This is a genomic window from Fibrobacter sp. UWB12, assembly GCF_900142485.1.
In the GTDB taxonomy this organism is placed as follows: domain Bacteria; phylum Fibrobacterota; class Fibrobacteria; order Fibrobacterales; family Fibrobacteraceae; genus Fibrobacter.
Genome location: NZ_FRAZ01000010.1, coordinates 43,029 through 57,017 on the forward strand (window position 1 = coordinate 43,029; position 13,989 = coordinate 57,017).

At 44.9% G+C, this 13,989-nt stretch carries 12 protein-coding genes; 8 read left to right on the plus strand and 4 right to left on the minus strand.

Going from position 1 to position 13,989, the window contains the following annotated elements:
• Positions 1–363: 363 nt before the first annotated feature.
• Positions 364–2,631, minus strand: coding sequence for a 5-methyltetrahydropteroyltriglutamate--homocysteine S-methyltransferase (metE, locus tag BUA34_RS13950; protein ID WP_175545463.1), 2,268 nt, complete (start codon positions 2,629–2,631; stop codon positions 364–366).
• A gap of 140 nt (positions 2,632–2,771) precedes the next feature.
• Here metE and BUA34_RS13955 point away from each other — a divergent pair, with 140 nt between their 5' ends.
• Positions 2,772–3,677: a LysR family transcriptional regulator gene (locus BUA34_RS13955; RefSeq protein WP_072830608.1), complete on the plus strand. Its 906-nt coding sequence runs from the start codon at positions 2,772–2,774 to the stop codon at positions 3,675–3,677.
• A gap of 35 nt (positions 3,678–3,712) precedes the next feature.
• Here BUA34_RS13955 and BUA34_RS13960 read toward each other — a convergent pair whose 3' ends face one another.
• The 3 genes from BUA34_RS13960 to BUA34_RS15955 all read right to left on the minus strand — a co-directional run bounded on the left by BUA34_RS13960 (position 3,713) and on the right by BUA34_RS15955 (position 4,553).
• Positions 3,713–4,132 carry a type II toxin-antitoxin system HicB family antitoxin gene (locus tag BUA34_RS13960; RefSeq protein ID WP_072830610.1) on the minus strand — a complete coding sequence of 140 codons (420 nt, stop codon included), beginning with the start codon at positions 4,130–4,132 and terminating at the stop codon, positions 3,713–3,715.
• 8 nt (positions 4,133–4,140) lie between these two features.
• Positions 4,141–4,317, minus strand: coding sequence for a type II toxin-antitoxin system HicA family toxin (locus tag BUA34_RS16300; protein WP_083579805.1), 177 nt, complete (start codon positions 4,315–4,317; stop codon positions 4,141–4,143).
• Positions 4,318–4,388: 71 nt separating this feature from the next.
• A complete protein-coding gene (locus BUA34_RS15955) occupies positions 4,389–4,553 on the minus strand; it encodes a hypothetical protein (RefSeq protein ID WP_175545464.1) in 165 nt (54 codons plus the stop codon).
• Positions 4,554–4,767: 214 nt separating this feature from the next.
• On the opposite strand from BUA34_RS15955, the gene BUA34_RS13970 reads away from it, so the two are divergent.
• From BUA34_RS13970 to BUA34_RS14005, 7 genes are all read left to right on the plus strand, one after another.
• The gene (locus tag BUA34_RS13970; RefSeq protein WP_072830612.1) at positions 4,768–7,983 is read left to right on the plus strand and encodes a type I restriction endonuclease subunit R; all 3,216 of its coding nucleotides are present in this window, start codon (positions 4,768–4,770) and stop codon (positions 7,981–7,983) included.
• Positions 7,984–9,633: an N-6 DNA methylase gene (locus BUA34_RS13975; protein ID WP_072830614.1), complete on the plus strand. Its 1,650-nt coding sequence runs from the start codon at positions 7,984–7,986 to the stop codon at positions 9,631–9,633. It begins immediately after the preceding gene.
• Positions 9,634–9,736: 103 nt separating this feature from the next.
• Complete coding sequence (locus BUA34_RS13980; RefSeq protein WP_072830616.1) at positions 9,737–10,048, plus strand: hypothetical protein; 312 nt, start codon at positions 9,737–9,739, stop codon at positions 10,046–10,048.
• Between the two features lie 87 nt (positions 10,049–10,135).
• Positions 10,136–11,398 carry a restriction endonuclease subunit S gene (locus BUA34_RS15630; protein ID WP_083579806.1) on the plus strand — a complete coding sequence of 421 codons (1,263 nt, stop codon included), beginning with the start codon at positions 10,136–10,138 and terminating at the stop codon, positions 11,396–11,398.
• Between the two features lies 1 nt (position 11,399).
• Positions 11,400–12,377, plus strand: coding sequence for a DUF3644 domain-containing protein (locus tag BUA34_RS13995; RefSeq protein WP_072830618.1), 978 nt, complete (start codon positions 11,400–11,402; stop codon positions 12,375–12,377).
• 105 nt (positions 12,378–12,482) lie between these two features.
• Positions 12,483–13,289, plus strand: coding sequence for an exonuclease/endonuclease/phosphatase family protein (locus tag BUA34_RS14000; protein ID WP_072830620.1), 807 nt, complete (start codon positions 12,483–12,485; stop codon positions 13,287–13,289).
• A 14-nt stretch (positions 13,290–13,303) separates the two neighbouring features.
• Positions 13,304–13,975 (plus strand): hypothetical protein, encoded by a 672-nt coding sequence (locus BUA34_RS14005; RefSeq protein ID WP_072830622.1) that lies wholly within the window; start codon positions 13,304–13,306, stop codon positions 13,973–13,975.
• Positions 13,976–13,989: the final 14 nt, after the last annotated feature.

Here is a 13,989-nt window from a genome sequence, read left to right on the forward strand (position 1 = left end):
TCGTCATCCTGAAGCCGAAGGCGATAGGATCCATTATTTCTTGCATTTGTTTTTTGATGCTTCTTTCAAATGCGGCACAAAGATAGCAATGGGGTGGGGTGGTCGCAAGCCCTATTATATATACTACTTTTTTATGCTTTGTTATAGATTTTTGCTATAGAAACGCTGCGGTGATAGAATTTAGTTAGAGATTGTTTTTGATGAAATTTGTGTATAAATGGAAATCCCCGCGGCATTACGCACACGGGGATTAGTTCGTTTACCGCCATCGCAAGGGGAAGGAAGGATAGACGAGAGCGAACTTGGAATCTGTCTATCAGTAAAGAGAGGTGTTCCTTGCAACGACAGTAGAGGTGTAACTTTTTACTTTTCTTCGCGCAGCTTCTTGGCGGCGGCAACGAGGTTCTTGAGGCTTGCCGTCGTTTCGGTTTCGCCACGAGTCTTGAGACCGCAATCCGGGTTCACCCACACATTAGCCTGCGGAACCTTTGCGATAATCTTGTGGAGCGCGTCAACGATTTCTTGTTCAGACGGTACACGCGGAGAGTGGATGTCGTAAACACCCGGGCCCACCTGCGTTTCGAACTTGGCGTCGTTCAAGGCGTCGAGCAGCTTGAGGTCAGAACGGCTGGCTTCGAACGTGATCACGTCAGCGTCCATGTTGTCGATATCGCGGACGATGTCGTTAAATTCGCTATAGCACATGTGCGTGTGGATCTGCGTTTCGGGCTTGACCTTGGCGTGAACCAGGCGGAATGCCGGAATGGCCCAGTCGAGGTATTCCTTGTGCCAGTCGCTCTTGCGGAGCGGCAACTTTTCGCGGAGGGCGGCTTCGTCAATCTGGATGATTCTGATGCCGTTCTTTTCGAGGTCCAAAACTTCATCACGGATGGCAAGGCCGATTTCCTGAGCCTGAGTTTTGAGCGAAACATCTTCACGCGGGAAGGACCAGTTGAGAATCGTGACAGGACCCGTAAGCATGCCCTTCACCGGCTTCTTGGTGCAACTTTGTGCGAAAACGGACCATTCAACCGTAATCGGAGCGCTGCGGCTCACGTCACCCCACACGACAGGCGGCTTCACGCAACGGGTACCGTAGCTCTGCACCCAGGCGTTCTGCGTGAACACAAAGCCGTCAATCTTCGAACCGAAATATTCCACCATGTCATTGCGTTCAAATTCACCGTGGACAATCACGTCGAGGCCAATTTCTTCCTGCAACTTGATGCATTCGGCAATCTTCTTCTTGTTGAATTCCACATACTGTTCCTTGGAAATTTCGCCCTTGCGGAATGCGGCACGGTTGGCGCGAACTTCGGCAGTCTGCGGGAAGGAACCGATTGTCGTTGTCGGGAAGGCTGGCAACTTGAATTCTGCCTTTTGCACTTCGCGGCGTTCGAGACGGCTCGGCTTGCGTTCAAAATCAGCAGCAGTGAGGGCGGCGAGCTGCTTTTGAACATTGCTGTTTTCGTTGATGCGTGCGCTTGCAAAGAGTGCGCGATTCTTTTCGAGAGCGGCTGCGTCAGCGCTTGCGAGTTCTGCAAGTTCTACGAGCTTTTCTTCGGCGAATGCGAAGTGCTTGAGAATGTCAGCCGAGAGCTTCTGTTCTGCAGCGACCGTGTAAGGTACATGCAGGAGAGAGCAAGAAGTGCCAACAACAACGTTTTCTGCAGCGACGACCTTTTTGATTTCGTCGAGGATGGCATTCTTCTGTGCGTAATCGGCGCGCCAGATGTTCTTACCGTTCACGACACCTGCCAAGAGGAGCGTGTCCTTCGGGAAACCAGTCTTCAAAAGTTCGAGAGACTTAAGACCTTCAACGAAATCCAAACCGATAGCGTCAAAGCCGAGGGCGGTCACATCCTGATAAACATCGCGGATGTCACCGAAGTAAGTCTGCAATGCAATCTTGAGGTTCTTCTTTTCGCCGATCTTTCTCAAGAGTTCTGCGTAAATCGTCTTGAAGAGTTCGCGTTCTTCTGCAGTCACATCGAAAACGAGAGCCGGTTCTGCGAACGAAATCCACTTGGCGCCTGCGGTGGCGAGCTTTTCGGCGAGTTCTGCGTAAGCGTTGACAGCTGCTGCGGCGAAGTCCTTGGCCTTCTTGTTGCCGTTGTAGCGGGCGAGGCGGAGGAATGTGTATGCGCCGATAAGCGTAGGAACGGATTCAATTCCGGCCGATTTGGCTTCATTGAATTCTTCAACCGGTTTCTTGCCGACGAGCTTGATTTCGGTGGCATCGTCAATTTCCGGAACAATGTAATGATAGTTCGTATTGAACCACTTCTTCATCGGGAGGGCCTTCACGTCGCCTTTTGCACCCTGGTAACCGTGGGCGGCGGCGAAATACTTTTCGAGCGTGCTCAATTCGAGGCTGCTGTAGCGTTCCGGAATGACGTTCAGCAAAAATGCAGTGTCGAGAACATTATCGTAGAACGAGAAGTCGTTGGACGGGATGAAGTCGATACCTGCGGCCTTCTGCTTCTGCCAACCGTACTGGCGGATTTCTGCGGCGACCTTCTGGAGTTCTGCTTCAGAGATTTCGCCCTTGAAGAACTTTTCGCTTGCAAACTTAAGTTCACGATTCTTACCGATACGCGGGAAACCAATTACAGATGTTTTAATGCTCATAGTGTTTTACCTACCTTTTTACTTTGTTTTTTGAACGCTCCAAATATACCTCACTTTTTATCATCGGTAAAATACTATTTTTTATACGTTCACCATAGATTTTTCCTATGGTGATTTATAACTAGCGATAAGGAAAACTTATGACTCTACAACAACTTAAATACGCCATTGCTATTGCGGACACGCGAAATATTACCGAAGCTTCCAAGCGCGTTTTTATCTCGCAACCGAGCCTTACCGCTGCTATCCACGAACTTGAAGAAGAAATGGGTGTCACGATTTTCAACCGCTCCAACAAAGGCGTGACCATCACAAACGAAGGCGATGAATTCCTCTCGTATGCAAGGCAGGTTTTGGAACAGGCGACGCTCTTGGAAGACCGCTATAAAGGCGGCAAGGGCGGCAATATGATTTTCTCCGTCAGCTGCCAGCACTATTCTTTTGCCGTGAATGCATTTGTCGATGTTATCCGCAAGTTCGGTGGCCCGAGCTACGATTTTACGCTTCGCGAAACGCAGACCAACGAAATCATTGACGATGTCGCCAAAATGAAAAGCGAAATGGGCGTGCTTTACCTCAGCGATAAAAACGAAAAGGTCATCACCAAGCTCATTCAAAAGAACAATCTTGTGTTTGAACCGCTTTTTGCAACACCGCTTCACGTGTTCATGTCATCGAAAAATCCGCTTGCAAAAAAAGAAAAAATCACACTGTCCGATCTCAAGCCGTTCCCGTATTTGACTTATGAACAGGGCGATTTCAACTCGTTCTATTTTGCCGAAGAACCGCTCACCGCTATCGATTTTGATTGCCCGCGAAACATCAAGGTCCGCGACCGCGCAACACTTTTCAACTTGCTCATTGGCCTTGACGGCTACACGATTTGCTCTGGCGTCATTAGTCACAAACTCAACGGCAAGAACATCATCGCAAAACGCCTTGATGTCCACGACAAAATGACCGTCGGTTATGTTATGCGCAAAGGCATCACCAAATCCCGCTACGCCGAGGCGTACATCGCAGCGCTAAAGAAACATTGCAAGTAGGGGGGGGCTGTCTTCCTGGAGGGCAAAGCCCGATATTACACGAACTCAATTACAAGTTGTTTGCCGAGGGCATGTGCCAGCTTGTAGAGCGTCTCGATGGAAGGTGATCCTTTCGGAGTTTCGAAACGTTGGTATGCTTGCGGGGTGATGTTTGCGCGTCGTGCCACATCACTTTTCTTTTGACCCCTGCGCGCTTCAAAAAGTTTGTATGCGATTTCGATTCGCGGGGAGAGTTCGACCGGGTAGAGCCCCTTGTCGGAATCAGGCATCGTCTTAGGAAGAATCATTGTGTTGCCGAGATCCAAGTCGCATTCCATCGCACCGTCGAGCGCGTCCTTCGCCTGCTTGAGTGCTTCCTCCTGCGTGTCGCCGAACGCGTTCACGTTGGGCAGGTCAGGGAACGAAACCACGAAGCCCATGTCCTTGTCTTTCTCTATTTTCGCTGCGTAATTCATGGATGCCTCTATTGGTCAAATTGTTTCAAGATGCGCTTGAGATAGACGCCTTCTATCTCGTGCTTGTTTCGTTGTATGGGAACGGGTCGCTTGCCTTGCTTCACGAATATGTGGTGGTCACCGTTGATTCGCCCTAGCTCCCAGCCTTTTTTACGTGCATAGTCGCAGATATCTTTAAACTTCATTGTTTAAAATACAATATATTTGTTTATTTGTCAATGTATAGGTTTATAGTAATAGAGCGCACAGCCCTATTTTAGCCCTTTTTCACCAATATTTGTATATCGAGCAGCTTTTCCCAGTCTGCTTTGGTGCGTTTTTCGCGGGGGACGCTCCAGAAGTTTTTCCAGATTTCGTTGTTGAGGGAATCGATTTCGGCGGCTTGGGCGTCGGTGACGGTGCCATTGGCGGTGCTGTACATTTTGTGCTCCTTTCTGCGTACAAGCTTTATAAACGCAGATGTTTTAAACGACTATCTAAAACTACACTTTTGTGCACTATTCGTCAAGAGGTAAGATTGACTTTTTTTTCAAATGCGTCGAAAGTCAATATTTTTTTTGCGATGACACTTTACTGACAGCATAAAAACTTATATTCTCGAAGAGCGTTTTATACACACAAGCGATACTGTTTTTATGCCTAATCTTTTTACGGAAGCGACGCGCGTTCAACTGACTGCGATTCAGCATTTGGCTCGCATCGGCTACACGTATTTAGGGAAAATTTCAGAGTCCGGCGCAGTTCCTGTATCGGCAACTTCGAAGGGTGCATCTGGCGCAACGCCGGCAATTCCATACGACCCGGAAACGAACATCCTTGTGGACATTTTTGCGGAGCAGTTCAAGAAGTTGAATCCGACTGCGACTGTCTCTGCGCAGAGCGTACTTTCGGACATCCAGAAGGAACTAGATGACGACGATTTGGGCCAGCAGTTCTACAAGCGCCTTACCAGCTACTCTCCGCTTCGCTTGATTGATTTTGAACATCCCGAAAATAACACTTACCATTGTACTGCGGAATTCACTTGCAAGAATGGCGATGAAAGTTTTCGCCCCGACATTACGTTGTTCATCAACGGACTTCCGCTCGTGTTCGTTGAGGTCAAGAAGCCGAACAATGTGGGTGGCATGGTGGCCGAAAGCAAGCGGATGAATGATGAACGGTTCCCGAAGAAAAAGTTCCGCCGTTTTATCAACATCACGCAGTTGATGATTTTCTCCAACAACATGGAGTACGATGCCAAGGGCGGCGTTGTTCCGATTGAAGGCGTGTTCTATTGCACGGCTGCGAAAAACGAAGCGCGTTTCAACTGCTTCAGGGAAGAGAACCCCAAGCGTGCGGCAATCGCGCCGTTCCACGCCAATTATCCTTATTTGCCGATACCTGCGGATCTCGAAAAGAGAGTCCTGATGGATTTCAATGTTCCGGTCTTGAAAGAGAATCCGGAATACAAGACGAATCTCGATATCAACACGCCCACGAACCGCGTGCTTACTTCTATGGTGAGCCCGGAGCGTTTGCTCTTTTTGCTTAAGTATGGCATTGCTTACTTGCATGTCGAAAAGGAGAAGGATGGCCAAATCGAGAGCCGCCACGAAAAGCACATTATGCGTTACCAGCAATTTTTTGCGGCCATGATTATCCGTGAAAAACTGGCAGCGGGTGCAACGTCCGGCATTGTATGGCATACGCAGGGTTCGGGCAAGACGGCGCTTTCTTTCCACTTGAGCAAAGTCCTCAAGGACTATTATGCCAAGCAGAACAAGGTCGCGAAATTCTACTTTATTGTAGACCGCCTGGATTTGCTGGAGCAGGCAACCGAAGAATTGAGCAATCGTGGACTCAAGGTGACAACGGCAAATTCCCGCACGGAACTCATGGAGCAGTTCCGCACGCAGCAGGCCTTGCAGGGCAACGCCGGTGTCGATGAAATTACCGTGGTGAACATTCAGAAGTTTGAAAATGACACCGAGAAAGTGGAACTCCCGAATTACGCCACGAATTTGCAACGCGTGTTCATTATGGACGAAGCGCATCGCGGCTACAAACCGGGCGGATGTTTCCTTTCGAACCTTTTCAATGCCGACAAGAACGCCATCAAGATTGCACTTACCGGCACACCGCTCATCGGGAGCGAAAAGGCGAGCTGCAAGGTCTTTGGCGATTACTTTCACACGTATTATTACGACCGTTCCATTCAAGACGGCTATACGTTAAAGATTATCCGCGAAGATATCGAAACAAGTTACCGCAAAAAACTGAATGACGCTTACGAAAGCGTACAGAAACTGGTGGAGAAGGGTTCTGTCTCGAAGGACATGATTATTCGGCACCCCACATACGTTAAGGCGCTGCTTCGCTACATCATCAATGATTTGGTGAAGTTCCGTGCCATGCAGGGCGACAACGACCTTGGCGGCATGATTATTGCTGAATCTTCGGAACAGGCACGAAACTTGTACAAGTTCTTCAATGAGATTCAGGACGAACTCAATGAAAACCGCATCCAAAAAATCAATTTGAAAGCGGGCCTGATTCTTTTCGATAGCGATGACAAGGAAACCCGCAAGCAGATTATCAACGATTTCAAGAAGAATTACACGATTGATATTCTGATTGTTTACAACATGTTGCTGACGGGCTTTGATGCACCGCGTCTTAAGCGATTGTATTTCGGTCGCAAAATCGAAGATCATAATTTGTTGCAGGCAATTACACGTGTGAATCGCCCGTACAAGAACATGAAACGCGGGTTCTTGATTGACTTTGCCGACATCAAGAAGAATTTTGACGAGACCAATGCCGCATATTTGCAGGAACTAAACCGCTACAACGATGCCGATACTGACCCGGACGATAACTTGCCCGACATGTACAATCAAGTCATGGAAGATAAGGACGCCCTTATCAACCACATGAAGGTGGCGCGTCAGGCTCTGTTCAGTTATACCACCGACAACGCGGAAGTTTTCTCGACCGAGATTTCTAGCCTTGAAGACAAGAAGGTTTTGATTGAACTGCGCAAGGCGTTGGAACTCGCGAAAGATGCCATGAACCTTGTGCGCACCTTCGGTGACGATGCCCTTAAAAAGGACTTTGAAAAGCTGAACATCGAAAAGTTGCCGCTCATGCTTTCGGAAGTGAACCACCGCATTGCGATGATTAACCAGAAAGAGGCATGGACCAATAGCGAAGCGACTCAGTTTGCCGTGAACGAAGCCATGATGAACATCGAGTTCAACTTTAGCTGCATTGGCACGGAAGAACTGAAAATCATCGACAACGGCACGGAACTGCGTGAAAAATACAGGCGCGCACTCCGCGGATTCCTGGATAACTTCGACCACGAAGACCCCGTATTTGTTGAATTGGAACAGGAGTTCAAACGCATCTTTGACAAGCACGGCTTTACCCCGGAAAACCTTGCCGTTTATAACGAGCAGAACCAGGCGATGAACGATATCCTGAAACGCCTCGAAGATCTTCGCAAATCAAACGAAGCCCTTTTGCGCAAGTACAATGGCGACACGAAATTCGCCTACGTTCACAAACGCATCCGCGAAGAGAACAAGGCCCGCGAACCCAAGCACCAGGCTCCGATTATCTCGAAGTTCGACGAAGAAATCGTGCAGGCTCTCTTGACTATCAAGGGAACGATTGACGCGAAAGTTTTTGACCGCAACGACATCCTCAAGCAGGACGCCTACTTCGGCAAGACCGTGATGAAAGAAATCGCAGACGGGCTCGCGCATTTTCCGCAAATCAAGCCCGAAATGCCCGATTACCTGTTTATCCAGCAGCGCATCGCCAAGCAGTATATAAACCAGTATAACGCCTACTACGGAAATTAAATGAACATCAAAGACAAGACCATTGCCCTTATCGACTCTCTCAAGGCTACTTGCCAAACGTACGGCATGGGCAATGACGGCAACGAATATAAGATTATCACTCAGGTGTTTTTGTACAAGTTTATGGCCGACAAGTTCGGCTTTGAACTCAAGAAAATTAATGCCCCTTGCCTGAAGGCCCTCAAAAAATCCGACAAGTGGGAAGAGGAATACGCGAAACTCTCCAAGGCCGACCGCGAAAAGGTGTGCCTCTTCTTGCCGCCCGAAGTCCCGGTGTTCAAGCCCGACTACCTGATTGCAAACCTCTGGAACAAGCAGGCCAAGGGCGATTTCGACGTGATTTTTGACGAAACCATGGTCGCCATCGCAAAGGACAACCTGGACGTATTCTACACCAAGACCGCGCAAGAGACAAAAATTCCCATCTTCGAAAAGCTCACCATCTTTGTGACCGACGACGCCCAACGTGCAAACTTCGCCCGCGCCCTTGTCGATAAACTCGTGAACTTCAGCTTCGAAGACGCCTTCGCCGAACACTACGACTTTTTCTCGGACATCTTTGAATACCTGCTCAAGGACTACAACACCGCAGGCGGCGGCAAGTACGCCGAATATTACACCCCCAAGGCCATCGCGAAAATCATGGCCCGCCTCTTGGTGGGCGACAACGCCGACCTGCACAACGTAGAATGCTACGACCCCAGCGCAGGCACCGGTACCTTGCTCATGGCGCTTAGCCACCAGATTGGCGAAGACCGCTGCACCATCTTTGCGCAAGACATCTCGCAGCGCAGTAACAAGATGCTCAAGCTGAACCTGCTCTTGAACGGACTCGTATCTAGCCTTGATCACGCCGTGCAGGGCGACACCCTCCTGGAACCCTACCACAAGAGCGACGACGGCAAGAGCCTCAAGCAGTTCGATTACGTGGTGAGCAATCCGCCCTTCAAGATGGATTTCAGCGACACCCGCGACGACATCGAAAAGAAATGGAATGCCCGCTTCTGGGCAGGCGTGCCGAAAGTCCCGAACAAGAAAAAGGAAAGCATGGCCATCTACACCTGCTTTATCCAGCACGTGGTGAACAGCATCAAGGCAGGCGGCAAGGGCGCCATCGTTATCCCCACCGGGTTCATCACCGCGAAATCCGGCATCGAGCACAAAATCCTCGAACGCATCGTTGACGAACACATCGTCTATGGCGTGGTGAGCATGCCGAGCAACGTATTCGCGAACACCGGCACCAACGTGAGCGTGCTCTTCTTCGACAAGACCCGCAAAAAGACCGACAACGACAAAGTCACCCTCGTTGACGCAAGCAAACTCGGCAAGGAATACAAGGACGCGAACGGTCTCAAGAAAGTCCGCCTCGAAGATGACGAAATCGAGAAAATCGTGACCACCTTCCGCAAGGCCAAAGCCGTCGAAGACTTCAGCGTAGTCGTGACCTACAGCGAAGTCAAGGAAAAAGGCTACAGCCTGAGCGCCGGCCAGTATTTCGACATCAAGATTGACTACGTGGATATCACCGCCGACGAATTCAACGTCCAGATGAAAGCCGACACCGAAGAACTCGCCGCCATGTTCGCCGAAAGCCACAAACTTGAGAAGGAAATCCAGAAACAACTGAGCAACTTGAAATTCAATTAGGTCTGAATCATTCTGGAGCGCAGCGATAGGATCCACAGAGCATGTGTCATCCTGAGCGGAGTGCCGTAAGGCACGAAGTCGAAGGATCTAGTAAAGGAATATTATGGAAATAATCGCAATTGTCATTAGTTTAGCGTCTCTTATTGTGTCAATAAGGGCTATTAGAGTTTCTAAAGATATTGCTAAAATGCAATTGGAATATGAGGAAAAAGCAGAAAAAAGAAGAGAAGAAAAAGAACGTTTGGCTGAACAGAAAAGGAATCAGGATAAGCGTCAGGAAGAGTTGGATTGGAAAGAAGCCGAAAGAAGAGCTCACGCGTCTCCGTTCCCTATCTTTGAGGGAACAATGAAGGATCGTATTGAAGAAGAATATAGAACTATTCGATCTGAAAGAATATTGCGTAGAAAGGTTTAATTTTGGAAGGTGTGCTGCGAGGGTCGAATAATTGTGTCATCCTGAGCGGAGTGCAACGGAGTCGAAGAATCTAGGAATGGTTTGAATATGGAAATGACGAAATACAAATTGGGTGATGTTTGTGAGATTTTTGGTAGAATAGGTTTTCGCGGATACACTGCACAAGATCTAGTTGAATCGCCAAAAGATGGAGCTATTACATTAAGTCCGACAAATATCGTGAATGGAGAACTTGATTTCACAAATTCAACATATTTAAGTTGGGATAAATATGAAGAATCTCCTGAAATAAAAATAAATGAAAACGATATTGTGGTTGTTAAAACGGCTTCTGTAGGAAAATGTGCTCTTGTTAGAAAGCTGCCTCATCCTACAACGTTAAACCCTCAATTTGTAGTTCTAAAAAAAATACAAGCGGATCCTGTTTATTTGTCATATATTATTAAAGGCAAGTGCTTCCAATCGTCTCTTAAAGCTATTACGGCAGGAAGTGTTGTTCCTACTTTATCTCAAAAACATATGGCAGATATTGAAATTTATTTGCCAGATTTAAAAATTCAAAAGAAAATCGCATCCGTTCTTTCCGCATTAGACGACAAAATCGCTCTGAACAAAAAGATGAACCAGAAACTCGAAGCAATGGCAAAACGCCTATACGACTACTGGTTCGTCCAATACGACTTCCCCGACAAAAACGGCCACCCCTACAAAACCACCGGCGGCCCCATGACCTACAACACAATCCTCAAAAGGGAAATCCCCGCCGGTTGGGAAGTAAAGCAAATTTGCGATATTACCAAGATATTCAATGGTTCAACGCCGTCTACGACTGAAGAAGGAAATTATGGCGGTGAAATTGTTTGGATAACGCCCAAAGATTTATCTGACCAGAATTGTAAATTCGTTTATCAAGGTGCAAGGAACATAACCCAAGCCGGCTATGATTCTTGCAGCACGACAATGGTTCCAAAGGGAACGGTTGTAATGTCAAGCAGAGCTCCGATAGGGCTTCTGTCTATCGCTCAATGTGATTTGTGCACAAATCAGGGATTCAAAAATATGGTTCCTAATGATATGACAGATTCTAAATACCTTTATTACACAATTCAACAACATATTCCGCAAATCCAAAATCTGGGAACCGGAACCACATTTAAAGAAGTTTCAAAAGATGAATTGGGACGATTTGCAATTCTTTATCCGCCGAAAAAGTTGATTGCCGCTTTTGAAGAAAAGGTGGCTCCCATCTTTGATGTTCAATTTAACAAGGTTAAAGAAATCTCTCGCCTTATAAAACTACGAGATAAACTTTTGCCGCTATTGATGAACGGACAAGTGGAGGTGAAATAAGATGACTATAAAAAGACATCGTTCTGTAGGATCCATAAAAAATGAATTATTACAAAAGAGTCGTGAGGCTATGCTCTCTGCAGTTCAGATTTATAATAATCCAAGCATTCAATTTAAATCAGAGACATATATAGTTCTTTCAATTATTGCTTGGACATATTTACTCCATGCTTATTACAGAAAAGAAAAGATTGATTATAGTTATTATAAATTATCTCCCAAAGGGAGAAAAATATACGATAAAACAAAGCATGGTGCAGTAAAGCATTGGGAACTTGAGAGATGCCTAGACGAAAAACGTTGCCCTTTGCAAAATGATGTGAAAGAAAACTTAAAATTTTTGATTGGAATACGACATGAAATAGAACATCAAATGACTTCAAAAATTGATGATGCCATAAGCAGTAAATTTCAGGCATGCTGTATTAATTTTGATCGTTTTATCTCTACAGAATTTGATACAAGATTTAGCATAAGGAATCATCTTTCTGTATCTTTACAGTTTTCATCATTGACTGAGCCTCAAGTAAAACAATTGAAAGATATGACGGATTTGCCTAAAAATATAGAGGCTTATATTAAAGATTTTGATGATAAATTACCGCAAGATGTTTATGAAAGTCCAAATTATGCATATAGAGTATTCTTTGTAGGGAAAAGTGTAAATCATAAAGGTCAGGCAGATAAAGTCATATCCTTTATTTCTGCTGATTCTCCTGAAGCAGAAGGATTGAATAAAAGTTATTGCCTTATTAAGGAACAGGAAAAGAAGAAATATCTTCCTAAACAAATTGTTGAAATGATGAAAAAAGAAGGCTACAAGAAAATTAATTATCATCATTTTGCGTGCTGCTGGAAAGAGATTGATGGAAAAAATCCTCAAAAGAAATTGGGTGTTTTGATAGGAGAGCGTCAATGGTTTTGGTATGATGGAATTCTTCCGCTTATACGGGAGTATTGTAAAAAGAATAAACTGTAAATACGCTTCATATTTAAAGTGTAAAATAAAAAAAGGATTGTTATGACTATTAAATGTTATATGTGTGATAAAAATATGTGTATTGTGCATAATTGAGGAAATGAGATGAAAATAACGATAGTGTCCTATAATATTTCAAAATCATTGTATTTGCAGCAGGCAGTTGAGAAGTACCTTAATAGCAAAAATGACAGAATTGTTTTTTTGCAGGAAGTTCCTAAAAATTTTAGTATAGGTAGTGGTTCTCCAAATATTTTTGTTCCCCAGATATCCGGTACGCCGAATGGAACCGTTGTAATGTTCTCGAAAAACATTACAAAGTTTTTTACAAAGGCGGAATACCGAAAAGGCTTTTTAGTTGTCAGGACTAAGTATGGAACATTTGCAAATGTTCATATGCCTAATATGTATATGAGGAATTCTCCAGATGAGATTGATCGTGCAAAAATAGAATATGCACAGATTGTAAAAAAGGTAAAGTCTTTGCGCAATTTAAAAATTGTTGGCGGAGATTTTAATTTAAATGTGTTTGATTCTTGTATGGGCTCCGCAGGGGAATGTATGTGGACCGCGAAACGATCTGTTAAGGAAAAACCTAGAGATTATGATATTTTCATAAATCCCTTTTGGAGCGTAATGTATTTAAAGAAAAATGAGACTCCGGTGGGAACGACAGAAGATACTCATCATACTAGTGTTGTGAGTAAGGTTGTATATGATCAATTTTTAATAAAACCAGATATGGTGAATGATATTTATTCGTATGGGATTATTGATAGATTGGGACGAACATCTATAAAACAGTTGAGTGGGTGGGCTAGATTAGCAAAAAAAAATTCTCCAATTAACGGTGTGTACTATGATTTTGATGGAAGCTACCATTTCCCAGTATATATAACATTAAAATTTTAATCAAGGAGTAAAAAATGGACTTTGAAATAATAAGACAATCTATTGAAAATTTCAACATTCAGGATGATGTTGAAAAACGATTTGAAACGGAATTAAATCAATTTGTTTCCTTCTTGAGTAAAGATGTATTCCAACAATTGAAGTGGTCTAATGAAAAAATGGATGTAAAGTATATTCCATCTTTCAGGCATTGGCTTGTTGTAGTTGGATCGTGCTTTTATAAAGATGATGAAACAACAATGTTCGTATATTCTTTAAGAGATGGTAGGATTCATCGTGAATGCCCGTCTTTTTTCCAAAATAACAAATATGAAGATTCGAATTTTGATGATTCTTTTTGGGAAAAACAAGCGCCAAAAGAATTTATGACACTTTTTAATCTTCCTACTTTTCAAAGAACGATGCGAATTTATGAAGAACTCTCGCAAAAAGATCCTTTTGAGTTGGAAATTTTTTTTGATAATGAATTTCGTTTTAGTCCCCACAATTTAGTTATCAATGTCTCTCATGACGAGTTTTTAACTTTGAGAAGGGATCGTTCAGTAGTTGTTCCGTATACGAGTGTGGTTCACCATCCTTATGTTTTGCAGGATTATATTAATAAATTGGGTGAATTAAATGGGTTTGTTTGTAGAATTGTTCAAATTGTTGATGCCAATCATATTAAAATTCAATTGGATGAATGAATTAATTGCCATTT

Excerpts from the sequence above, each read along its gene's own strand:
- metE (WP_175545463.1), bottom strand. The coding sequence starts at position 2,631 with ATGAGCATTAAAACATCTGTAATTGGTTTCCCGCGTATCGGTAAGAAT.
- BUA34_RS13960 (WP_072830610.1), bottom strand. The coding sequence starts at position 4,132 with ATGAATTACGCAGCGAAAATAGAGAAAGACAAGGACATGGGCTTCGTG.
- BUA34_RS14005 (WP_072830622.1), top strand. The coding sequence starts at position 13,304 with ATGGACTTTGAAATAATAAGACAATCTATTGAAAATTTCAACATTCAG.
- BUA34_RS13995 (WP_072830618.1), top strand. The coding sequence starts at position 11,400 with ATGACTATAAAAAGACATCGTTCTGTAGGATCCATAAAAAATGAATTA.
- BUA34_RS15630 (WP_083579806.1), top strand. The coding sequence starts at position 10,136 with ATGGAAATGACGAAATACAAATTGGGTGATGTTTGTGAGATTTTTGGT.
- BUA34_RS14000 (WP_072830620.1), top strand. The coding sequence starts at position 12,483 with ATGAAAATAACGATAGTGTCCTATAATATTTCAAAATCATTGTATTTG.
- BUA34_RS16300 (WP_083579805.1), bottom strand. The coding sequence starts at position 4,317 with ATGAAGTTTAAAGATATCTGCGACTATGCACGTAAAAAAGGCTGGGAG.
- BUA34_RS13980 (WP_072830616.1), top strand. The coding sequence starts at position 9,737 with ATGGAAATAATCGCAATTGTCATTAGTTTAGCGTCTCTTATTGTGTCA.
- BUA34_RS15955 (WP_175545464.1), bottom strand. The coding sequence starts at position 4,553 with ATGTACAGCACCGCCAATGGCACCGTCACCGACGCCCAAGCCGCCGAA.
- BUA34_RS13975 (WP_072830614.1), top strand. The coding sequence starts at position 7,984 with ATGAACATCAAAGACAAGACCATTGCCCTTATCGACTCTCTCAAGGCT.
- BUA34_RS13955 (WP_072830608.1), top strand. The coding sequence starts at position 2,772 with ATGACTCTACAACAACTTAAATACGCCATTGCTATTGCGGACACGCGA.
- BUA34_RS13970 (WP_072830612.1), top strand. The coding sequence starts at position 4,768 with ATGCCTAATCTTTTTACGGAAGCGACGCGCGTTCAACTGACTGCGATT.